This is a genomic window from Bordetella trematum (assembly GCF_900078335.1).
Classification (GTDB): Bacteria; Pseudomonadota; Gammaproteobacteria; order Burkholderiales; family Burkholderiaceae_B; genus Bordetella; species Bordetella trematum.
Window position 1 is genome coordinate 324525 of record NZ_FKBR01000011.1, and the last position, 22633, is coordinate 347157.

Annotated in this window: 17 protein-coding genes; 12 read left to right on the plus strand and 5 right to left on the minus strand. The window is 66.3% G+C overall.

Annotated features, from left to right (window positions below; genetic code table 11):
* The first annotated feature begins 35 nt into the window (after window positions 1–35).
* The 4 genes from A7V84_RS05695 (at window position 36) to A7V84_RS05710 (ending at window position 6281) form a co-directional block, all read left to right on the plus strand.
* Window positions 36–1214, plus strand: a complete 1179-nt coding sequence (locus A7V84_RS05695; RefSeq protein WP_025514943.1) for an isovaleryl-CoA dehydrogenase — start codon at window positions 36–38, stop codon at window positions 1212–1214.
* 105 nt (window positions 1215–1319) lie between these two features.
* Window positions 1320–2501 (plus strand): acetyl-CoA C-acetyltransferase, encoded by a 1182-nt coding sequence (locus tag A7V84_RS05700; protein WP_025514942.1) that lies wholly within the window; start codon window positions 1320–1322, stop codon window positions 2499–2501.
* Window positions 2502–2616: 115 nt separating this feature from the next.
* Entirely contained in the window at window positions 2617–4224 is a 1608-nt protein-coding gene (locus A7V84_RS05705; RefSeq protein ID WP_025514941.1) for a carboxyl transferase domain-containing protein, read from the plus strand.
* 26 nt (window positions 4225–4250) lie between these two features.
* Window positions 4251–6281, plus strand: coding sequence for an acetyl/propionyl/methylcrotonyl-CoA carboxylase subunit alpha (locus A7V84_RS05710; protein ID WP_033534312.1), 2031 nt, complete (start codon window positions 4251–4253; stop codon window positions 6279–6281).
* A 36-nt stretch (window positions 6282–6317) separates the two neighbouring features.
* Here the strand turns inward: A7V84_RS05710 and A7V84_RS05715 are convergent, their stop codons facing one another.
* The 3 genes from A7V84_RS05715 to A7V84_RS05725 form a co-directional block, all read right to left on the minus strand.
* A complete protein-coding gene (locus A7V84_RS05715; protein WP_025514939.1) occupies window positions 6318–6563 on the minus strand; it encodes a DUF1653 domain-containing protein in 246 nt (81 codons plus the stop codon).
* 81 nt (window positions 6564–6644) lie between these two features.
* Window positions 6645–7835, minus strand: coding sequence for an acetylornithine transaminase (locus tag A7V84_RS05720; RefSeq protein ID WP_025514938.1), 1191 nt, complete (start codon window positions 7833–7835; stop codon window positions 6645–6647).
* Window positions 7836–7988: 153 nt separating this feature from the next.
* Window positions 7989–9206 (minus strand): DSD1 family PLP-dependent enzyme, encoded by a 1218-nt coding sequence (locus A7V84_RS05725; protein WP_081976928.1) that lies wholly within the window; start codon window positions 9204–9206, stop codon window positions 7989–7991.
* 115 nt (window positions 9207–9321) lie between these two features.
* On the opposite strand from A7V84_RS05725, the gene A7V84_RS05730 reads away from it, so the two are divergent.
* From A7V84_RS05730 to gluQRS, 4 genes are all read left to right on the plus strand, one after another.
* Window positions 9322–10284 (plus strand): TAXI family TRAP transporter solute-binding subunit, encoded by a 963-nt coding sequence (locus A7V84_RS05730; RefSeq protein WP_025514936.1) that lies wholly within the window; start codon window positions 9322–9324, stop codon window positions 10282–10284.
* A gap of 102 nt (window positions 10285–10386) precedes the next feature.
* Window positions 10387–12411, plus strand: coding sequence for a TRAP transporter permease (locus A7V84_RS05735; protein ID WP_025514935.1), 2025 nt, complete (start codon window positions 10387–10389; stop codon window positions 12409–12411).
* Window positions 12412–12581: 170 nt separating this feature from the next.
* Window positions 12582–13040 (plus strand): Smg family protein, encoded by a 459-nt coding sequence (locus tag A7V84_RS05740; protein ID WP_025514934.1) that lies wholly within the window; start codon window positions 12582–12584, stop codon window positions 13038–13040.
* A gap of 54 nt (window positions 13041–13094) precedes the next feature.
* Window positions 13095–13967: a tRNA glutamyl-Q(34) synthetase GluQRS gene (gluQRS, locus tag A7V84_RS05745; RefSeq protein WP_063491679.1), complete on the plus strand. Its 873-nt coding sequence runs from the start codon at window positions 13095–13097 to the stop codon at window positions 13965–13967.
* Here the strand turns inward: gluQRS and A7V84_RS05750 are convergent.
* Window positions 13962–16541 carry a GDYXXLXY domain-containing protein gene (locus tag A7V84_RS05750; protein WP_025514932.1) on the minus strand — a complete coding sequence of 860 codons (2580 nt, stop codon included), beginning with the start codon at window positions 16539–16541 and terminating at the stop codon, window positions 13962–13964. The two genes, gluQRS and A7V84_RS05750, sit on opposite strands and share 6 nt — an antisense overlap.
* A 64-nt stretch (window positions 16542–16605) precedes the next feature.
* Here A7V84_RS05750 and A7V84_RS05755 point away from each other — a divergent pair, with 64 nt between their 5' ends.
* Window positions 16606–19254, plus strand: coding sequence for a DNA topoisomerase III (locus A7V84_RS05755; protein ID WP_025514931.1), 2649 nt, complete (start codon window positions 16606–16608; stop codon window positions 19252–19254).
* 13 nt (window positions 19255–19267) lie between these two features.
* Here the strand turns inward: A7V84_RS05755 and A7V84_RS05760 are convergent, their stop codons facing one another.
* A complete protein-coding gene (locus A7V84_RS05760) occupies window positions 19268–20113 on the minus strand; it encodes an IclR family transcriptional regulator (protein WP_025514930.1) in 846 nt (281 codons plus the stop codon).
* A 317-nt stretch (window positions 20114–20430) separates the two neighbouring features.
* Between A7V84_RS05760 and A7V84_RS05765 the strand changes: the two genes are divergently transcribed.
* From A7V84_RS05765 to A7V84_RS05775, 3 genes are read left to right on the plus strand one after another with little or no spacing between them, the layout of a single operon-like run.
* On the plus strand, window positions 20431–21189 hold the full coding sequence (locus A7V84_RS05765; protein ID WP_025514929.1) for a substrate-binding periplasmic protein: 759 nt from the start codon (window positions 20431–20433) through the stop codon (window positions 21187–21189).
* A 48-nt stretch (window positions 21190–21237) separates the two neighbouring features.
* Window positions 21238–21894, plus strand: coding sequence for an amino acid ABC transporter permease (locus A7V84_RS05770; RefSeq protein WP_025514928.1), 657 nt, complete (start codon window positions 21238–21240; stop codon window positions 21892–21894).
* On the plus strand, window positions 21894–22625 hold the full coding sequence (locus A7V84_RS05775) for an amino acid ABC transporter ATP-binding protein (RefSeq protein WP_025514927.1): 732 nt from the start codon (window positions 21894–21896) through the stop codon (window positions 22623–22625). The genes A7V84_RS05770 and A7V84_RS05775 overlap by 1 nt, the downstream gene beginning before the upstream one ends.
* Window positions 22626–22633: the final 8 nt, after the last annotated feature.

Consider the following 22633-nt stretch of genomic DNA (forward strand, 5'->3'; position numbering starts at 1 on the left):
CCAACCAGCGAGCACTTACTCACACGGAGATGGCGATGAATCTTCCCGGCCTGAATTTCGATCTGGGCGAAGACCTGGATATGCTGCGCGACGCCGTGCGCAGTTTCGCCCTGAGCGAAATTGCCCCACGCGCCGCCGAAGTCGATCGCGACGATCAATTCCCCATGGACCTGTGGCGCAAGTTTGGCGAGCTGGGCGTGCTGGGCATGACCGTCAGCGAGGAATATGGCGGCACCAACATGGGCTATCTGGCTCACATGCTGGTGATGGAAGAAATCTCGCGGGCCAGCGCCTCTATCGGCCTGTCCTATGGCGCTCACTCCAACCTGTGCGTCAACCAGATCTTCCGCAATGGCACCGAGGCGCAGAAAGCCAAGTACCTGCCCAAACTGATCTCCGGCGAACACGTCGGCGCGCTGGCCATGAGCGAGCCGGGCGCCGGCTCCGATGTGGTGAGCATGCGCCTGCGGGCCGAGAAGAAGGGCGACCGCTACGTGCTCAACGGCAGCAAGATGTGGATCACCAACGGCCCGGATGCCGATACCCTGGTGGTCTACGCCAAGACCGACCCCGAGGCGCACCAGCGCGGCATCACCGCCTTTCTGGTCGAGAAGGGTTTCCATGGTTTCTCGGTGGCGCAGAAGCTGGACAAGCTCGGCATGCGCGGCAGCCATACCGGCGAACTGGTCTTCGAAGACTGCGAAGTGCCCGAGGAGAACGTGCTGGGCCAGGTCAACGGCGGCGTGCGCGTGCTGATGAGCGGCCTGGACTACGAACGCGCCGTCCTGTCGGGCGGCCCGCTGGGCATCATGCAGGCCGTCATGGACGTGGCCGTGCCCTATGTGCACGATCGCAAGCAGTTTGGCCAGGCGATCGGCGAATTCCAGCTCATCCAGGGCAAGATGGCCGATCTGTACACCACGCTGCAGGCCAGCCGCGCCTTCTGCTACACGGTCGGCAAGAACCTGGACCGCCTGGGCCGCGAACACGTGCGCCAGGTGCGCAAGGACTGCGCCGCGCTGATTCTGTACACCGCCGAACGCGCCACCTGGATGGCCGGCGAAGGCATCCAGCTGCTGGGCGGCAATGGCTACATCAACGAATATCCGGTGGGCCGCCTCTGGCGCGACGCCAAACTGTATGAAATCGGCGCTGGCACCAGCGAGATCCGCCGCATGCTGATCGGTCGCGAGTTGTTCAACGAAACCGCCTGAGGCCCGCCGCCGGCATACGGGGACAGGCCGCTTTTCTTTTACGATACCGTCAGGACCCGGCCGTTCCGGGTCAACTCGCCCTGTCCCGACATCAAGGAGCTACTCATGTCCGATCCTATCGTCATCGTTTCCGTTGCCCGCACGCCCATGGGTGGCATGCTGGGCAGCCTGTCCGGCCTGGCCGCCCACGAGCTGGGCGCCATCGCCATCAAGGCTGCCGTCGAGCGCGCCGGCATCAAGCCCGAGCAGGTCAATGAAGTCATCATGGGCAACGTGCTGCAGGCTGGCCAGGGCCAGGCCCCGGCGCGCCAGGCAGCGCTGGGCGCCGGCCTGCCGCTGGGCGTGAGCTGCACGACCATCCACAAGGTCTGCGGCTCGGGCCTGAAGGCCGCCATGTTCGGCCACGACATGCTCGCCGCCGGCACCACCGACGTGGTTGTCGCCGGGGGCCAGGAAAGCATGAGCAACGCCCCCTACCTGCTGCTCAAGGGTCGCCAGGGCTATCGCTACGGCCACAACACCGTTTATGACCACATGGCCCTGGACGGCCTGGAAGACGCGTATGCCCGCGGCACGGCCATGGGCGTGTTCGCCGAAGACTGCGCCGAGAAATACGCCTTCAGCCGCGAAGACCAGGACGCCTATGCGCTGGAGTCGCTGCGCCGCGCCCGCGCCGCCATCGAAGACGGCAGCTTCAAGTGGGAAATCACCCCCGTGACGGTCGCCGGGCGCAAGGGCGACACCGTGATCGACACTGACGAAGCCCCCCTCAAGGCCATGCCGGAGAAGATCCCCACGCTCAAGCCCGCCTTCAAGAAGGATGGCACCGTCACCGCCGCCAACGCCTCGTCGATCTCCGACGGCGCGGCCGCCATGGTGATGATGCGCGCCTCCACCGCCGAGAAGCTCGGCCTCAAGCCGCTGGCCCGCATCGTGGCCCATGCCCAGCATTCGCAAGAGCCGGCATGGTTCACCACCGCACCGGTCGGCGCGCTCAAGAACCTGTTCGCCAAGACGGGCTGGAAGGCCAGCGACGTGGACCTGTACGAAATCAACGAAGCCTTTGCCGTGGTCACCATGGCCGCCATGAAGGACTTCGATCTGCCGCGCGACAAGGTCAACGTGCATGGCGGCGCCACCGCCCTGGGCCACCCCATCGGCGCCTCGGGCGCCCGGCTGGTCACCACCCTGATCGGCGCGCTGCGCCAGCAGGGCGGCAAGAAGGGCGTCGCCACGCTGTGCATCGGCGGCGGCGAAGCCGTGGCCATGGCCATCGAAATGCTGTAAGCGGCAGCGCCCCGGGCCTGGCGGCCCGGGGCTGCCATCCGGGCCGCCAGGCCCGCCCCATTCCCGGCGCCCGCGCCTGCGGCGCGCCAGTCATTGCAAACCTGCCAGGACGGCCATGCCCATCATCGAATCCCGCATCGATACGCGCGGCGCCGATTTCGCCGAGAACGCCCGCGCCATGCAGACGGTGCTCGACGACCTCGACCGCCAACTGACCGAAACCGCCCAGGGCGGCAACGAGGCCGCCCGCGCCAAGCATGTGGCGCGCGGCAAATTGCTGCCGCGCGAGCGCGTCGAACAGCTCATCGATCCGGGCAGCCCCTTCCTGGAACTGTCGCCGATGGCGGCCCATGGCATGTACGATGGCGAAGCGCCGGCGGCCGGCATCATCACCGGCATCGGCCGCGTGGCCGGCACCGAATGCGTCATCGTCTGCAATGACGCCACCGTCAAGGGCGGCACCTACTATCCGCTGACGGTCAAGAAACACCTGCGCGCCCAGGAAATCGCCGAGCAGAACCATCTGCCCTGCATTTATCTGGTCGACTCCGGCGGCGCCAACCTGCCGCGCCAGGACGAGGTCTTCCCCGATCGCGATCACTTCGGCCGCATCTTCTACAACCAGGCGGTGATGTCCTCGCGCGGCATCGCGCAGATCGCCGTGGTGATGGGTTCCTGCACGGCCGGCGGCGCCTATGTGCCAGCCATGAGCGACGAGTCCATCATCGTCAAGAACCAGGGCACCATCTTCCTGGGCGGCCCGCCACTGGTGAAGGCCGCCACCGGCGAAGAGGTCAGCGCCGAAGACCTCGGCGGCGGCGATGTGCACACACGGCTGTCGGGCGTGGCCGACCATCTGGCTGCCGACGACCGGCATGCGCTGCAGCTGGCGCGCAATGCCGTGGCGCGCCTGAACCGCAAGAAACCCCAGCCGCTGGCGCTGGCCGAGCCGCGCGAGCCGCGCTACGACCCGGCCGAGCTCAACGGCATCATCCCGGCCGACACGCGCAAGCCCTTCGACGTGCGCGAGGTCATCGCGCGCATCGTCGACGGCTCGGAGTTCGACGAATTCAAGGCCCGCTACGGCACCACGCTGGTCACCGGCTTTGCTCACATCCACGGCATGCCGGTGGGCATCGTGGCCAATAACGGCATCCTGTTTTCCGAGTCCGCCCAGAAGGGCGCGCACTTCATCGAGCTGTGCGCCCAGCGCAAGATCCCGCTGGTGTTCCTGCAGAACATCACCGGCTTCATGGTGGGCCGCAAGTACGAGAACGAAGGCATCGCGCGCCACGGCGCCAAGATGGTGACGGCCGTGGCCACAGCCAATGTGCCCAAGTTCACCGTGCTGATCGGCGGCTCGTTCGGCGCCGGCAACTACGGCATGTGCGGGCGCGCCTACTCGCCGCGCCTGATGTTCATGTGGCCCAACGCCCGCATCTCCGTGATGGGCGGCGAGCAGGCCGCCAGCGTGCTGGCCACGGTCAAGCGCGACGGCCTGCAGGCCCGCGGCCAACCCTGGAGCGCCGACGAGGAAGAAGCCTTCAAGGCCCCCATCCGCGACCAGTACGAGCGCGAAGGTCATCCCTATTACGCCACCGCGCGTCTGTGGGACGACGGCATCATCGCGCCGGCCGATACACGCCGCGTCCTCGGGCTGGCCCTGTCGGCCGCCCTGAACGCCCCCATCGAGGACACGCGTTTCGGCGTGTTCCGCATGTAAGCCCAGCCGCGCCCAAGGAGCCGTCCGTGTTCACCACGCTTCTGATTGCCAACCGCGGCGAGATCGCCTGCCGCGTCGCCGCCACCGCCCGCCGTCTCGGCATGCGCACGGTCGCGGTGTATTCCGACGCCGACGCCGACGCCCGCCATGTCGCTGCCTGCGACACGGCGGTGCATATCGGCGGGCCCGAGCCGCGCGCCAGCTACCTGCGCGCCGATGCCATCCTGCAGGCCGCCCGCGCCACCGGCGCGCAAGCCATCCATCCCGGCTACGGCTTCCTGTCGGAAAACGAAGGGTTTGCCCAGGCGGCTGCCCAGGCCGGCATCGTCTTTGTCGGCCCGCCGGCCTCTGCGATCGCCGCCATGGGCAGCAAATCGGCCGCCAAGGCCCTCATGGAGCAGGCCGGCGTGCCGCTGGTGCCGGGCTATCACGGCGAGCGCCAGGAGCCGGCCTTCCTGCATGCCGAGGCCGACAAGATCGGCTATCCGGTGCTGATCAAGGCCAGCGCCGGCGGCGGCGGCAAGGGCATGCGCGTGGTGGCCTCCAGCGCCGAGTTCCTGGATGCGCTGGCCTCCTGCCAGCGCGAGGCCAGCGCCAGCTTCGGCGATGACCGCGTACTGATCGAGCGCTATCTGCAGAAACCGCGCCACATCGAGATCCAGGTCTTCGCCGACAGCCACGGTCAGTGCGTCTACCTGTTCGAACGCGACTGCTCGGTGCAGCGCCGCCACCAGAAGGTCATCGAGGAAGCCCCCGCGCCCGGCATGACGCCCGAGCGCCGCCAGGCCATGGGCGAGGCGGCGGTGGCCGCCGCCCGCGCCGTCGGCTATGTCGGCGCCGGCACGGTCGAGTTCATTGCCGAACCCGACGGCCGCTTCTACTTCATGGAAATGAACACCCGGCTGCAGGTCGAGCATCCGGTCACCGAAATGATCACCGGCCTGGATCTGGTCGAGTGGCAGTTGCGCGTGGCCGCCGGCGAGCGCCTGCCGCTGACACAGGAGGCACTGCGCCTCGATGGCCATGCCATCGAAGCACGCATCTATGCCGAGAACCCCGACAAGGGCTTTCTGCCTTCCATCGGCACGCTGGCCTACCTGGCGCTGCCGCCGCACACGGCCTTCGCCAACGGCGACATCCGGGTCGACGGCGGCGTGCGCATGGGCGACACCATCACGCCGTTCTATGACCCGATGATCGCCAAGCTCATCGTGCGCGGCGCCGATCGCGAACAGGCGCGCGCGCGCATGGTGCAGGCGCTGGCCCAGACCCAGGCCGTGGGCGTGCAGACCAACGTCGCCTTCCTCACCCGGCTGATGAATGACACGGCCTTCGCCAGCGCCGACCTGGACACCGGCCTGATCGAACGCCAGCGTGCCACGCTGCTGCCGCCGCCGCCTGCCGCCAGCCTGCAGACGCTGGCCTTGGCCAGCGTGGCGGTGCTCGCGCAACAAGGGCTCACGCGCGACACCCAGCGCGGCGCCGGCCATCAGGCCGATCCCTGGTCAGCCTGCGATGGCTGGCGACTGGGCGGACGTTATCACCGCATGCTGCCCTGGCAAGACCAGGAAACACGTCGCGAAGTCACGCTAGCACGCGATGCGCAAGGCTGGGCCTTGCAGCTCGATGACACCCGCGTCACGCTGGCCTGGCAGGCCGGTCCCGGCGCGGCCGGCGCCCAGGCCTGGGAGCTGCGCCTGGTGATCGACGGACGCGATGTGCGCGGCACCGTGGTGCTGCAGGGTGATCGCGCCCATGTGCTGCAGGACGGCGCAGCCACCGTGCTGGAGCGCCTGGACACCCATGCCGGGGAAAGCCACGAAGGCCATGGCGGCGGGCTGACCGCCCCCATGCCAGGCAAGATCATCTCGATCGCTGTGGCCGTGGGCCAGGCCGTCGAGAAAGGCCAGGCCCTGCTGGTCATGGAAGCCATGAAGATGGAACACACCATCACCGCCCCGTCGGCTGGCGTGGTCGCCGAACTGCGCTACGCCGTGGGCGATCAGGTCGCCGAGGGCGTGGCGCTGATCGCGCTCGGTGAGAACGAGTCGGCCTGATCCGGTCCACGGCCCGGCACATGCCGGGCCGCCCGGTCAGGCCGCCGGGCTGGCCGGCCCCACATAGGCGAAGCGGGGCTGCGGTCCGTGCGGCGTCTGTACCGTCTCATTCCAGATCCGCAGCAAGCGGGTATTCATGGGCAGGCCGTCGCGCGGATACAGCCGCACATAGACCACCACCACCTCATCGGTTTCATCGGCGCGGGCCAGGCCCAGCGCGAGATAGTGCTGGCCTTTGTAATGGCGGTAGACCCCGGGACGAAAGGCTTCGGGCGTGGACATGCAATCTCCGTTAAACAGTGGCAGAAAAGACAACAGCCGCCAGCAGGCGGCTGTTGTGCATCAGGGCAGCGGCGAAAGGGTTCAGTCGCGCACTTGCTGGATCAGCGCATCGAGCTGCTCCAGCATGGTCTGCGTATCGGCTTCGCTCACGTTCAGCGCCGGCATGAAACGCAGCAGGTTGGGACGCGGCGCGTTCAGCAGCAGGCCGTTGGGCTCCTGGACACGGGCGGCCTCGACCAGCGCGGGACCATAGTCGCCATCCAGGCACAGCGCACGCAGCAGCCCCATGCCGCGCTCGCCCGGCAGACCGTATTTGTCGGCCAGCATCTGCAGGCCTTCGGACAGTTGCTGGGCGCGCTGGTTCACCGAGGCCATGAAGCCATCGCCGGCCAGCACATCGAACACCGCCACGCCGACCGCCGTGCACAGCGGGTTGCCGTTGTAGGTGCCGCCTTGCTCGCCATGCGAGAAGACGCTGGCGGACTCGCGCGCCATCAGGGCCGCCAGCGGCACGCCACCGCCGATCCCCTTGCCCAGCGTCATGATGTCGGGTTCGACACCGAACTGCTGGTAGGCGAACATGGTGCCGGTGCGGCCCATGCCGGTCTGCACCTCATCGACGATTAGCAGCAGGCCATGTTCGTCGGCCAGCGCGCGCAGACCCTGCATGAATTCCTGCGTGGCCGGCAGCACGCCGCCCTCGCCCTGGACCGGCTCCAGCATGATGGCCACGGTCTGGGCGTCGATCAGGGCACGCACCGATTCCAGGTCGTTCAGGGTCGCCTTGGGGAAACCATCGACCTGGGGCGCGAACATGGTGTCCCAGCCCGCCTTGCCCGATGCCGACATGGTCGCCAGCGTGCGGCCATGGAAGCTGTGGTTCATGGTGATGATCTTGTAGGCGCCGTTGCGATGCACGCGGCCCCACTTGCGCGCCAGCTTGATGGCGCCTTCGTTGGCCTCGGCGCCGCTGTTGGCAAAGAACACGCGATCGAAGATCGACGCCTGCGTCAGGCGCTTGGCCAGCTGCAGCGAGGGCACGTTGTAGAAGGCCGGCGACGGATTCATCAGCTGCGAGGACTGCTCGATGATGGCGCGCTGCATTTCCGGAGCGCTGTGGCCCAGCGCATTGACCGCCCAGCCCTGGATGAAATCCAGGTATCGCTTACCCGCGTGATCCTCCAGCCAGGATCCCTGGCCGCGCACGAACACGAGGTCCGGACGGGAGGTGATCTCCATGAGGGTGTTGACACTGAACTGGCTGAATTCCATGGCGGTTCCGCAAAAATAAACAGGTGGGAAAAAAAGAAGGGATTAGGAAACAATGAATTTAGCACCTCCCCACCCGGAATCCGCAGCTTGCGCGGCCGAACGTGGCGCAGACGCCGCAGCGGCAGCCGCTGCGGCCTCCAGGGGGCAGGGCAATCAGCGGCTCAGGCCGCGCGCGGCGATGGGCCAGAGCTCGGCGACCACGCCATCGCGGTAGGTCACCAGCGTGTCATGCAGGTTGAAGGTGGGATCCACGTGCGAGACCACCAGCGCCAGGACCTCGCCCAGAGCAGGCGCCTCGGCCTGCGCTTCGACCGAGACAATGCCGTGCTCGTCGTTGGCGGCCAGGTAGGTCAGGCCGGGGCGGCCATGCAGCCGCGGCGGGCCGCATTCGACCGTGGTGGACTTCAGGCCCGCATCCAGCACCGCACGCCCGGGGGCCGGGCAGCTCATGACGGTCGAGAGCAGGAACAGGCTGTTGCCGAACACCTGCTGGCCCGACCACTCATTGGCGCCGTAATCCCCATCCATGAAGGCATACGAGCCGGGCTGCAACTCGGTGTAGACGCCGCTGGGGGCGTCGAATTCGGCGCTGCCGGTGCCACTGCCGGTGATGCGCTCGCAGGTGATGCCATGGGCGCGCAGCAGGGAAGCATAGCCGGCCGCGCGTGCCGCCGCCTGGGCGCTGCGCGCCGCGCGTTCGGCATGATCGCGGATATGCTGCACGGTGCCGTGATAGGCCTGCAGCCCACCGAAGCGCAGGCCCTGCGCGGCCTCGGCCGCGCGCGCCAGGGCCAGCACGTCATGGTCGTCGGTCACGCCGCAACGACCCTGGCCGACGTCCACCTCGACCAGCACCGTGATGCGCGCGCCGGCCTGCGCCATGGCAGCGGCCAGCGCCTGCAGGTTGTCCATGTTGTCGACGCACACGCTGACATCGGCCTGGGCGGCGATCTGCGCCAGCAAGGCCAGCTTGGCCGGCCCGACCACCTCGTTGCTGATGTGGATGTCGCGGATGCCCGCCTCCAGGAAGGGCAGCGCCTCGCTGACCTTCTGGCAGCAGATGCCACGAGCCCCCAGCGCGATCTGGCGACGCGCCACTTCGGGACATTTGTGGGCCTTGGCATGCGGGCGCAGGGCCACGCCATGACGATCGGCCCAGTGCTGCATGGCGGCCAGATTGGCCTCGAAGACATCCAGATCCAGCACCAGGCTGGGCGTGTCGACCTGCGCCAGCGGCTGCCCGGGCTGAGCAGGCTCGGGCAGGGTCAGGCTGTTCGAAAGGTGGGATTGACGTGTGGTCACCAGCGTAGGCTCCGAGGATCGGCCCGATCCATAACCAAAACAAGGGCAGTCATAACCTTGGGGCAGCATGCCCCCCAGGTAAACCATACCCCCGGGGAGATTGGCGAAGCAATCCCCGCATGACACACTTTATATTCTAAGAGGTCGTCCTACCGAACGCCCTTTCTGACACGGAGAAGCAGTCATGTCCCTCAAAACCTGGATCAAGACCCTCACCCTGGCGGTTGCCGTGGCCGGCGCCGCCACCTCGGCCAACGCCCAGCAATTCTTCCGCATCGGCACCGGCGGCACCGCTGGCACCTACTACCCCATCGGCGGCATGATCGCCAACAACGTCTCGCAGCCGGGCAAGCTGATCGCCACGGCCGCCGCCTCCAATGGTTCGGTGGCGAACATCAATGGCATCAAGGGCGGCTCGTTCGAAGCCGGTTTCACGCAATCCGACGTGGCCTACTGGGCCCACAACGGCACGGGCACCTTCGAAGGCAAGCCCAAGATCGAAGACCTGCGCCTGATCGCCACGCTCTATCCGGAAAGCATCCACCTGGTGGCGCGCAAGGGCGCCGGCATCAAATCGGTGGCCGATCTGCGCGGCAAGCGCGTGTCCATGGACGAACCCGGCTCGGGCACCCTGGTCGACGTGCGCATGATCCTGGGCGCCTATGGCATGACCGACAAGGACATCAAGGCCGAATACCTCAAGCCCAACCAGGCCGGCGAAAAGATCAAGGACGGCGGCCTGGACGCTTTCTTCTTCGTGGGCGGCGCGCCGGCTGGCGCCATTGCCGAGCTGGCCTCCAGCGGCGCAGGCATCGAGATCGTGCCGCTGGTCGGCCCCGAGATCGACAAGCTGCGCGGCGAACAGCAGTTCTTCACCACCGACCTGATCCCGGCCAACACCTACCAGGGCGTGGGCGAAGTGCCGACCATCTCGGTCAACGCCCAACTGGTGACCTCGGCCAAACTGCCCGATGAAGTCATCTACGAAGTCGTCAAGGGCATGTACAGCGAACCCACCCAGAAGGCATTGGCCGCCGGCCACACCAAGGGCAAGCTGATCACCAAGGAAAACGCCGTTAAGGGCGCCGGCATCCCATTCCACCCGGGCGCCGAGAAGTACTACAAAGAAAACGGTCTGCTGAAGTAAACGCCTGCAAAACAGGGCGCCAAGGAAAGGCCACGGCATGCCCACAGCGTGCCGTGGCCCTGTATTTATCCGGCGGGCGACCCCCGCCTTCGAGTACCGGCGATGCAAATAGACCACGATAAAACCCAGCAATTGGCTGAGCGTTACGATGCCGAGATCCGCTTCCGACCGCTGGACAGAACCGCCACTGCGGTGGTGTCTTTCCTGCTGGTGACGCTGTCGATCTTCCATTACTACACCGCCGGCTTCGGCCTGCTGCGAGAGTCGACCCATCGGGGCGTGCACCTGGCTTTCGTGCTGAGCCTGATTTTCCTGGTGTTCGGTTTCAGCAAGGCGCACTACCGCCGCGAACCGAAGTCCACCTGGCTCTCTCCGGGCGGCGTGCCGCTGTACGACTGGCTCATTGCCATCGTGCTGGCCGTCAGCGTGCTGTACATCCCCTATATTTTCGACGACCTGGCCTACCGGGTCGGCGACCCCATGCCGATGGACGTGGCCATGGGCACCATCCTCATCGTCGGCCTGCTGGAAGGCACGCGCCGGGCGATGGGCTGGCCGCTGCCGGTGATCGCGCTGGTATTCCTCGCCTATGCGGCCTTCGGGCAGTACTTCCCGGGCCTGCTCAAGCACGCCGGCAGTTCGTGGTCGCAGATCGTCAACCACATGTACCTGACCAGCCAGGGCGTCTACGGCGTGGCGGTGGGCGTGGTGGCGACCTATGTGTTCCACTTCGTGCTGTTCGGCGTGCTGGCCACCCGCATCGGCCTGGGCCAGTTGTTCCTGGACGTGGCCTCGAGCATCGCCGGACGCTATGCCGGCGGTCCGGCCAAGGTGTCGGTGTTCGGGTCGGCCATGTTCGGCATGCTGTCCGGCTCGTCGGTCGCCAACGCCGTCACGGTGGGCTCGCTCACGATTCCGGCCATGATCCGTGTCGGCTACCCGAGGCACTTCGCGGCCGGCGTGGAGGCCGCCTCCAGCACCGGTGGTCAGATCACCCCTCCCATCATGGGCGCGGCGGCCTTCCTGATGATCGAGTTCCTCGGCATCCCCTACCAGCAGATCGCCATTGCCGGCATCGCTCCGGCCCTGCTGTATTTCTTCGGCATGTTCATGCAGGTGCACTTCGAGGCCAAGCGCGAAGGCCTGCGCGGGCTGACCGAGGAGGAAATGCCCAAGCTCAAGGCCTCGTTCAAGAAACGCTGGCCCACGCTGATCCCGCTGGTGATGCTGATCGCCGTGCTGGCCAGCGGCCGCACGCCCTACCTGGCGGCCTTCGCCGGCATCACGGGCTGCATCGTGGTGGGCCTGCTCAACCCCTTCCAGCGCCTGCATTGGCGCGATCTGTACGATGCCTTCGAAACTGGCGCCAAGTACGCCCTGGCAGTGGGCGCGGCAGCCGGCACCGTGGGCCTGGTGATCGGCGTGGTGACGCTGACCGGCGTCGGCTTCAAGATCTCGTACATCGTGATCTCGGCCGCCCAGTCGGTCGCCGGCAGCGTGAGCAGCCTGCTGCCCGACATGCTGGCCAACCCGCAGGCGCTGACCCTGGTCGCAGCGCTCATCATGACCGGCCTGGTGTGCGTGCTGATGGGCTGCGGCGTCCCCACCACCGCCAACTACCTGATCATGGTGGCCGTGGCCGCACCGACCCTGGTGCAGCTGGGCGTGGAGCCGATCGCGGCGCACTTCTTCGTGTTCTATTTCGGCATCCTGGCCGACATCACGCCACCGGTGGCGCTGGCCGCCTATGCGGCTGCCGGCATGGCCGGCAGCGATCCGCTCAAGACCAGCCTGACGGCCTTCCGGCTGGGCATCACCAAGCTGATCGTGCCGTTCGTGTTCGTCTTCTCGCCGGCGCTGCTGATTTCGGTGCAGGGCTTCACCTGGCAGGACTTCTGGGTGACGATGATCGGCTGCATGGTGGGCCTGGTGCTGCTGTCGGCCGCATTCTCGCGCTATTTCCTGACCAACATGCAGGGCTGGGAACGCTGGCTGTTCCTGATCGGCGCGCTGCTGGCCATCGTGCCCGGGGCCACCAGCGGCCTGATCGGCCTGGCCATCTGCATTCCGGCCTTCATCCATCAGTGGCAGAAACGGGGCGGCCCCGTCGCGCCACGCGCGGCCTGATCACCCGCGTTGCCGTATCCGCCCCCGCGCCCTGCGCGGGGGCTTTTTCTTGCCTAAGGCCCCACGATGTCCAAGGTTGCTCAAAGGCACTGTTCCGCGTACAGTAAAATCAGGTTTGCTGGGCTGCCGATTTACGGGCAGACTGGGCTCACTGGCAACTATTGCGCCATATGTTCGATATCCTGGTTTATCTGTTCGAAAACTACTACACGCCGCAAGCCTGTCCCGCTGCCGATGTCCTGGCCAAGCGGCTTGCCGCTGCGGGATTCGAAAACGAAGACATCGACGATGCACTGGGTTGGTTGTACGGCCTGGCCGAAACCACCGAGCGCTGCGTCGAGCTTGCCCAATCCCCCGCCTCCGGGTTCCGCGCCTATACCGACGCCGAATACCAGCAACTGGGCACCGAATCCATCGGCTTCATCACCTTTCTCGAATCCGCCGGCGTGCTGCCTGCGCCGTTGCGCGAGATCGTGATCGATCGCGCCCTGGCCTCGCCCGAAGCGCCGGTATCGCTGTCCAAGATCAAGATCGTCGCCCTCATGGTGCTCTGGAGCCAGGAGGCCGAGATCGACAATCTGGTTCTCGAAGAACTGCTCGACGACGAAGAATCCCGCCGTCTGCACTGATCCCAAGCGGCCAACGGCCCCCGCGAGGCGGCCGTTGGCCGCGCTCCGCCTCCCGTGAATTACATCGGTCGATTCGCTCCCAGCCCCAGCGGGCCGCTGCATGCCGGCTCGCTGGTGGCGGCATTGGCCAGCTGGCTGGATGCGCGCGCGCACGGCGGGCGCTGGCTGCTGCGCATCGAAGACGTGGACAAGCCGCGCGCCGTACCGGGCGCCGATCGCGTGATCATGCAGCAGCTCCAGTCACTGGGCTTGCACTGGGAAGGCGAGGTGCTGTGGCAGTCACAGCGCGATGCTGCCTATCTGCAGGCACTCCACACCCTGCAGGCCGCCGGCCTGGTCTACGGCTGCGGCTGCACCCGGCGTGAAATCACCGACTCGGCTCTGCGCGGGCCGGCCGGCCCGGACGGCGAGCGCCCCTATCCGGGCACTTGCCGCCATGGCCTGGCGCCGGGGCGCACGGCGCGCGCCTGGCGCTTGCGCGTGCCAGCCGGCATCGAAACCTTCGAAGATCGCTGGCTGGGCCCGCAAAGCCAGGATGTCGCCCAGGCGGTGGGGGATTTCGTGCTGCGCCGGGCCGATGGCCTGTGGGCCTATCAGCTGGCCGTGGTGGTCGATGACGCCGCCCAGGGCGTCACCGACATCGTACGCGGCGCCGATCTGCTGGGCTCGACCGCCCGGCAACATGTGCTGGCGCGCTGCCTGGGGCTGCCCCTGCCGCGCGTGATGCACGTGCCGCTGGTCACAGACCCCCGTACGGGCCTGAAACTGTCCAAGCAGAACCATGCCCCACCCCTGGACACCCAGCGGCCGCTGGCGGCCTTGCAGGCCGCCTGGCGGGCATTGGGGTTTGCCGACCTGCCGCAGACGCAGGTCGACGCCTTCCTGACGGCCGCCACCGGGATATGGGCACGGGCCCATCCGCTATAGCGGCTGGCGCTGCGCATCCAGCATGCGGGCCAGCAGGCCGGTGCCCTGACCATCCAGCCGGATTTCGCCGTAACGGGCGCGGGCGAAATGCTCCCCCTGGCCCTCCGGGAAGAAATAGGCATTGGTAATCAGGCGCACGCCGTCCTGGCGCACCCGGTAGCGCAGGGCCTGCTCGCCGGGAGCCAGCGGCGTCGGCTCGGCCTGCAGGCGCAGGGGGCGCGCCACGCCCTCGGCATCCTTGGCGAGCACCAGATAACCATCGAGCGCGGCGTCGCCGCGTTGCGAGTCGCGCTGCTCGGCCACGAAATTGGCCGCACCGAACCGCAGGGCCATGTAGTCGCCCTGCATCAGCGAGCGCGGATCGACCGGCGCCAGCTCCAGGATCATCACCTCGCCTTGCGCCAGCACCTGCTCGCGCTGATAGATCGTGACGTTGCACACGCCCAGCACCAGCACCAGCCCGCCCAGCACCACCGCCATGCGCTGACGCACCACGGGCGCGGCCGGCGCGCGCGGCCCGGCCGGCTGGCCGGCCGTGTGCGTCAGGTGGGGCAGCAGCCACACCAGGATGCGCAGGGCGAACACCAGCGCCGCCGCCGTCAGCAACCAGAAGGCCTTCTGCAACAGCGGCACTTCCAGCTGGTAGTAATACTGCACCAGGTAGATCAGCCCGGCCGCAATGCCGAAGATGACCAGACGTGGCTTGTCCAGACCGAAGCCCAGCAGCAACCAGGCCAGGGCGAAGGCGATGCCGGGGCTGGGCAGCCAGAAGATCGCCAGGCCCAGCAATGCCAGCGGCGTGACCCAGACCACGGCCGGCGTCAGCACGGCACGCCGGGGCCACAGCAGGCAGAACGCCACCACGGCCGGCAGGGCGGCGCCGGCCACGTGCAATACGGCGGTCAGGGAATGCAACCGCCAGAGCTGCGGCAACTGGGCCGCCTCCACGCCCCCGGCCAGCCACACCATGCCCTGGACCGAAAACAGAAACGCCCAGGCCAACGGCTGCGCCACAGGCGCGCGCTGCGCCGGCAGGCGCCGTTCGGCAAAGAAAGCCAGCGCCGTCGCCCAGGCCCCCAGCACCGCCACCGGCAGCCACAGAAAGGTCGAGTCCAGGAGATCATGCATCAGCCACGAATCGAACATCTCGCGCTGGGCCGGCATCAGGAAGTACGAAGCCAGCCCGGTCAGCCCGAAGGCGATCAGCCCGGCGCTCAGAAAGCGCAGCAACCAGTCGGGCGCGCCGACATAGACAACGGTCGCCATCAGCACCACGCAGGCACTCGCCGTCAGTACCGAGGTGTCGTTCAGAAAGCTGAACAGCATCAGCAGCTGGCCGGCAAACCCCATGGCTACGCCGCACTGGCGCCAGAAAGCCACGTCGCTGGCCCGCAACAGGATCACACCGCCGGCGGCCACGAAAATCCCGGTCACCAGGGCCGAGGACTCGCTGCGCACGATGCCCGAGGCCACCAGAAAGACCAGCAAGAGAATCGTCGCCAGCCAGGCGCTCAAGCCCAGCAAGCCCTGCACATACCAGGGGGCGGCTGCCAGCGACTGCCCCGCCGGCAGCGGCTGCGCGTCGCCGGCCTGCCTCGGCGAGACGCTGGCCGACGCCTCCGGATGCGCCTCAGAGTGAGTGCTTGCTTCGCTGCCGGCATGTGCCATACGGTGCAACCAGCGTGCAGCCCAGACGGCTTCAGCCATCAGCAACGCCGCCAGGGGCAGGGCAGCCCAGGCCCCCGGCTCCAATTCGAGCAGCCACTGGCCCACCAGCCGCATCGAGACGCAGATCACCCCGGCGGCAAGCATGGCCAGGATGACGAGATCACGCCGGGCGCGCTGATAGAACAGCCCCATGCCCACAGTGACGGCGACCCAGGCCAGCAGCAGGGTCTGGTCCAGGCCGCCCGAGAACAGATCGCCGAAAGCCAGGGGCGTGATCAGGCACCCCAGCGCCATCAGCGCCAGCAGGCGGGGACCGGCCCGGGTCGCACCGTGGCCAATCCGCAACACCGCTTCCCAGACACCCAGCAGCACCAGATTGGCGAAAGCCATCACCAACGCCGGATACGCCATGCTGTAGCCTGTCATCCACCATGATAGTAAGTGCTCACCCACCCACAGACCCAAGGCCAGGTTGAAGACCAGGCACCACAATATCCACAAGGGCTGGCTGGCGGCCATCAAGGCCCAGGGCAGCATCAGCACCGCCCACCAGGCGAACAGCTGCCAGGTATCGGCCCCTGTCTGATAGGTCTGGCCCAGCAGAGCCAGCAGCGCTCCCAGGAGCCCGCCGGCCAGCGTCAGGACGGCGCCGCTGGCCTGCAAACGCTGTGCCGGCGCGGCGCGCAGGCGCAATGCCAGCCAGATGCCGACCAGTACCGTGACGGCCAGCACCCCTTGGGCCAGGGCGAAACGAGAGGAAACCGCCAGGCCGGGCCAGTTGGCCGCCACCCAGCAGACCACCCCGCTGCCCAGCAGCAAAACGGCCAGCCAAAGGGTGGCGCGACCCAGAAAAAGCCGCCATGAGTGGAGTTCCGAACCCACCTGTCGAGTACTGCCGACTTGCATGTCGCGAATCTCCCCTCTTATCATCCGCGCTAGTTAAGGGCGGGTCGACCGCCACTGGATACTCATGAACAAAACGCTGATCATTGCCGAGAAGCCCTCGGTAGCCCTGGATATATCACGCGCCTTGGGAGGCTTTGCGCGCGAGGGCGACTATTTTGAAAGCGAACGTTACGTGCTGGCCTCCAGTATCGGACATTTGCTCAGCCTGGTAGCGCCGAACGATCCGGTCAAGGGCAAATGGAGCTTCACCCATCTGCCCGTGATCCCACCCGCCTTCGAACTCGGTCCGACCGACAAGAAATCAGCCGAGCGCCTGAAGCTGCTGGTGCGGCTGGCCAAACGCAAGGACGTCGATTCCATCATCAACGCCTGTGACGCGGGGCGCGAAGGCGAACTGATCTTCCGTTACATCATTCAGTACGCCGGGGTCAAAAAGCCCATCCAGCGTCTGTGGCTGCAGTCCATGACCCAGGCCGCCATCCGCGAAGCCTTCGGCAACCTGCGCGACGACAGCCTGCTCAAGCCCCTGGAGGCCGCGGCCCGCTCGCGCGCCGAAGCCGACTGGCTGGTGGGCATCAACGGCACGCGCGCCATGACGGCCTTCAACAGCAAGGACGGCGGCTTCTTCAAGACCCCGGTGGGGCGGGTGCAGACGCCGACGCTGGCCATCGTGGCCGAGCGCGAGAACCGCATCCGCGCCTTCGTGCCGCGCGACTACTGGGAAGTGCACGCCACCTTCGTCGCCGCTGCCGGCCTGTACGAAGGACGCTGGATCGACCCGGAGTTCAAGAAAGACGAACGCGATCCCGAGAAGCGCGAGTCCCGCCTCTGGTCGCAGGCAGCCGCCCAGAGCGTGGTGGCTGCCTGCCGTGGCCAGAGCGGCAGCGTGACCGAGGAATCCAAGCCCTCGACCCAGCTCTCGCCGGCGCTCTACGACCTGACCTCGCTGCAACGCGAGGCCAACGGTCGCTTCGGCTTCTCAGCCAAGACGACCCTGGCGCTGGCGCAGACCCTGTACGAACGCCACAAGGCCCTGACCTACCCGCGTACCGACTCGCGCTATCTGCCCGAGGATTACATCAACACGGTGCGCCAGACGATGCGCGCGCTGGCCGAAGGCGGCTCCAATGCCGTGGGCGGCCTGGCGCAGCACGCCGGCACCGTGGTCGGCAACGACTGGGTCAAGCCCAACCGCCGCATCTTCGACAACAAGAAGGTGTCCGATCACTTTGCCATCATCCCGACGCTGCAGATCCCGCACGACCTGAGCGAAGCCGAAGGCAAGATCTACGACCTGGTGCTCAAGCGTTTCCTGGCGGTCTTCTTCCCGGCCGCCGAATACCGTGTCACCACGCGCCTGACCGAAGTGCAGGGCCACCGTTTCAAGACCGAGGGCAAGGTGCTGGTCGCAGCGGGCTGGCTGGCCGTCTACGGCAAAGCCGCGCAGGGCGAGGACGCCAACCTGGTGGCCGTGGCCGATGGCGAAACGGTGCGCACCGAAGACGTACGCGCCGAAGGCCTGACCACCAAGCCGCCCGCGCGCTACAACGAAGCGACCCTGCTGTCGGCCATGGAAGGCGCGGGCAAGCTGGTCGACGACGAAGAACTGCGTGAAGCCATGTCCGAACGCGGTCTGGGCACGCCGGCGACCCGGGCTGCCATCATCGAAGGCCTGCTCAACGAGGCCTACCTGCGTCGCGAAGGCCGCGATCTGGTGCCCACCGCCAAGGCGCGCCAGTTGATGACGCTGCTCGCGGGGCTGAATGTCAGCGAACTGACCTCGCCCGAACTGACCGGCGGCTGGGAGCACAAGCTCAAACAGATCGAGCAGGGCGCGCTGGACCGCGACGCCTTCATGCGCGAGATCGCGCAGATGACCCAGGTGATCGTCAAACGGGCCAAGGAATACGAACGCGATACGGTGCCGGGCGACTACGCCACCCTGACCACGCCCTGCCCGAAGTGCGGCGCCGTGGTGAAGGAAAACTACCGCCGTTTTGCCTGCACGCAGTGCGACTTCTCCATCGGCAAGCACCCTGGCGGGCGCACCTTCGAACTGCCGGAAGTCGAGGATCTGCTCAGCAAGCGCGAAATCGGGCCGCTGCAGGGCTTCATCAGCAAGATGGGCCGCCCCTTTGCCGCCATCCTGCGCATCAGCGACGAGTTCAAACTCGAGTTCGACTTCGGCCAGAATGACGAAGAAGACAACGAGCCGGTGGACTTCAGCGGCCACACGCCGGTGGGCCCCTGCCCGAAGTGCAGTGCCCGGGTCTTCGAGCACGGCATGAGCTATGTCTGCGAAAAATCGGTGGGCCCGGCCAAGCAGTGCGACTTCCGTTCGGGCAAGGTGATCCTGCAACAGGAGATCTCGCGCGAGCAGATGAGCAAACTGCTCGAAGGCGGCCGCACGGATCTGCTCGACGGTTTTGTCTCCAGCCGCACCAACCGCAAGTTCAAGGCTTTCCTGGTACGGCAGCCGGACGGCAAGATCGGCTTCGAATTCGAGCCGCGGGGCGACAAACCGGCGCGCCCGGGGGCCAAGACGGCCGCCAAAACGGCGACCAAGACCGCCGCCAAGAAAGCGCCGGCCAAGACCGCGGCCAAGAAGGCCCCGGCCAAAACGGCCGCCAAAACGGCGACCAAGACTGCCGCCAAGAAGGCGCCAGCCAAAACGGCCGCCAAGAAGGCCGCAGCCAAGAAGACGGCCGCTTAAGCGGCCGGCAGCCTCAACCCTGGCTGCCTGGCGGCGTGGCGTGCAGATCGCGCGCCGCGCCGCCGCCAAACGGCACCAGCGCGCGTGGCGTGGGCGGCGTGGTGGATATCAGCCGCGCCGTCTCCTGCATCAACGGTATGAAACGCGAGAGCGCGCGCCTGACCGTCCATTTGCTCGCCGACACGGATAACTGCAGCCCCGCCACCACCCGTTTGCTGAGATCGTAGACGGGCACCGCCAGCGCCAGGTCCCCCCGGTAGTACTCCTCGTTGCAGTAGGCAAAGCCGCGTTCGCGCGATTCGCGCACCTGCTGCATCAAGGCGTCCACGTCGGTCAGGGTATTGGGCGTGTAACGCACCCGTTCGCTGGCCAGCAGGGTTTCGTGCGCCTGCTCATCGCTCATGCCGGCCAGATAGACCCGCCCGGCCGACGAACAGTACATCGGAATGCGCCGCCCCACGGGCATATGCACCAGCAGACGCTGCGGGCTGGGAAAACGGCCGATGAAGATCATGTCCAGGCCGAGCGGCTCGGCCAGGTTGACGGTTTCCCCCGACTTGCGATTGAGATCGAGCAGAAAGGGATTGGCGCGATCCAGCAAGGGGTGCGACTCAAGGTAGCGACAGGCATTGTCCAGCGTGCGTGCCGAGAGCGAATACCGCTTGCTGGAAGGATCTTTGTCGAGCAACCCCAGCGCTTCCAGGGTATAGGCGAAGCGCTGTGCGGCGCTGCGTGAGATACCCGCGGCTGCCGCGATATCAGGCAGGCTCATGGAGGCCCGCTCAGCGTTAAAGGCGTCCAGCACGGCGATACCCGTGGCCAGCGATTGCACATACAGCGTGGAAGATTCCGGATTCATGGATCAGGCGAGTCCGATTAATTTCTGTTCGATATGTACAGATTGCACACCAATTGTGTTCTGTACTCGGAAATTACGTGGTGGATGCCAAACATTCTACTCGCACCTTTCTTTTTAAAACCCGGGAAAACCCTTAAATAAAAAGCGGTTAGCGCGTATTTACGGCAATTGACAGGGTTTCTCTACAGCGATTATAAAATCTACATGCGATTTTATCTTATCGCTATTCGATATTATAGAGCGCGCCAAAAATGGACGAAATCGAACGTCCAGGATCTCGGACCGGCGCGCCAGACCTGCCTCCAGGGGAAACTCCGATGCTGCACAAAACCTTGCAATCACTGCTGGCCGCGGCCCTTTTCGCCGCCACCCTGTCCGGCGCGCAGGCCGAGACCGTCAAGGTCGGCGCTACGCCGACGGCCGTGCCATTCAACTTTCTCGACCCCAAGAGCAATACCTTGCAAGGGGTGATGATCGATATCGCCGATGCCGTCGGCAAAAAGGCCGGCTTCACGGCCGAAGTCATGCCCATCCCCTTCGCCTCGCTGGTGCCGGCCCTGCAGACCAGGAAGATCGACATGATCGCCTCGGCCTTCGCCAACACCCCGCAGCGCGCCGAAGTGGTCGACTTCACGCAGACGGTGCTCGAATACGGCGAGGCCTTGATCGTTCCCGATAAGGACAAGACCGACTACCGGCACATCGCCGACCTCAAGGGCAAGACCGTGGGCGTGCAGATCGGCACGCTCTACGTCGAGCCGTTGAAAGCCGCGCCCGGGCTCAAGGAAGTGAAGATGTACGAAACCATGTCCGATCTGGTGCGCGATGTCGCGCTGGGTCGCCTGGATGCCGCCTTCGGCGACGGACCGGTGATCGCCTATCAGGTGCGCAAGCAGGGCGTGCCCAACGTGCGCTACGTCGACAGCTACCAGCCCCAGATGCCGACCAACATTTCGCTGGCCGTGCGCAAGGGCGACACCGAACGCGCGCGCAAGCTCGATGCGGCCATCGACGCACTCAAACAGGACGGCACCATCGCCGCGATCATGGAAAAGTGGGGCGTCGCCACGCAATGACCCCGCACGCGCCCGCCGGCCGGGCGCGCCGCATCATAGGTACTCGAGATGTTCCAGTCTTTTTTCAGTGACGCCAGGGAATTCTTCCCGGTGCTGATGCAAGGGGTGCTCACCACGGTGGCGATCACCGCCGCCGCCCTGGTGATCGCCACCGTGCTCGGCCTGTTCTGGGCGCTGCTGCGCGTCAGCGGTATCGGGCCGCTGGCGCATGCCAGCCGCATCCTCACCAACCTCATCCGCGGTGTGCCCATCATCGTGGTGCTGTTCTACATGTACTTCGTGCTGCCTGATGCCGGCATCAGCCTGACGGCCTTCCAGGCCGGCGCGCTGGGGCTGGGCGTGGCGTACTCCTCCTACATGGCGGAGGTGTTCCGATCCGGTATCGACGCGGTCGATGTCGGGCAGTTCGAAGCGGCCCAGTCGTTGGGCATGTCGCGCGCGCGGCTGATGCGCCGCGTCGTACTTCCGCAGGCCTTCAAGATCTCTCTGCCGCCTTACGGCAACAACGTCGTGATGATGCTCAAGGATTCTTCGCAGACCGCCGTCATCACGGTGGTGGAACTGTCCATGCAAAGCAAGCTTATCGCCTCCTCGACCTTCAAGAGCGCCACCATCTTCACCCTGGTCGCCTTGATGTACCTGGCCATGAGCCTGCCGATGATGTACCTGATCGGCAAGCTGGAACGCCGCATGGGACGACGCTAATGATCAAGATCGAAAACCTCAGCAAATCCTTCGGCAACCATCGCGTGCTGACCCATATCGACGCCGAAGTGAAGCAGGGCGAGGTGGTCTGCCTGATCGGCCCCTCGGGCTCCGGCAAGTCGACACTGCTTCGCTGCATCAACGGCCTGGAACGCTATGACGAAGGCCGCATCAGCGTCGATGGAGTCACGGTGGACGCACGCAGCAAGGAGATCCAGCAGATCCGTCAGCGGGTGGCCATGGTGTTCCAGCGGTTCAATCTTTTCCCGCATCGCACGGCGCTGGAAAACGTCATCGAGGGCCCCGTCTACGTCAAGGGCGAAAGCGTGGCCTCGGCCACCGAACGCGCCCGGGACATCCTGGCATCGGTGGGGTTGGCCGAGAAGATGGGCCACTACCCGCAGCAGCTCTCGGGCGGGCAACAGCAGCGCGTGGCGATTGCGCGTGCGCTGGCCATGGAGCCCGAAGCCATCCTGTTCGATGAGCCGACCTCGGCGCTGGATCCGGAATTGGTGGGCGAAGTGCTGTCGGTCATGCGCGCGCTGGCCGAGAAGGGCATGACGATGGTGATTGTCACCCACGAAATGGACTTCGCACGCAACGTCTCCGATCGCGTGCTGTTCCTGGAGGGCGGCCGCATTGCCGAGCAAGGTCCCTCGCGCGAGGTGCTCACCCAGCCCCGCAACGAACGCATGCGCGATTTCCTCAAACGCGTCACCCACGCCCAGTAACCGGCATC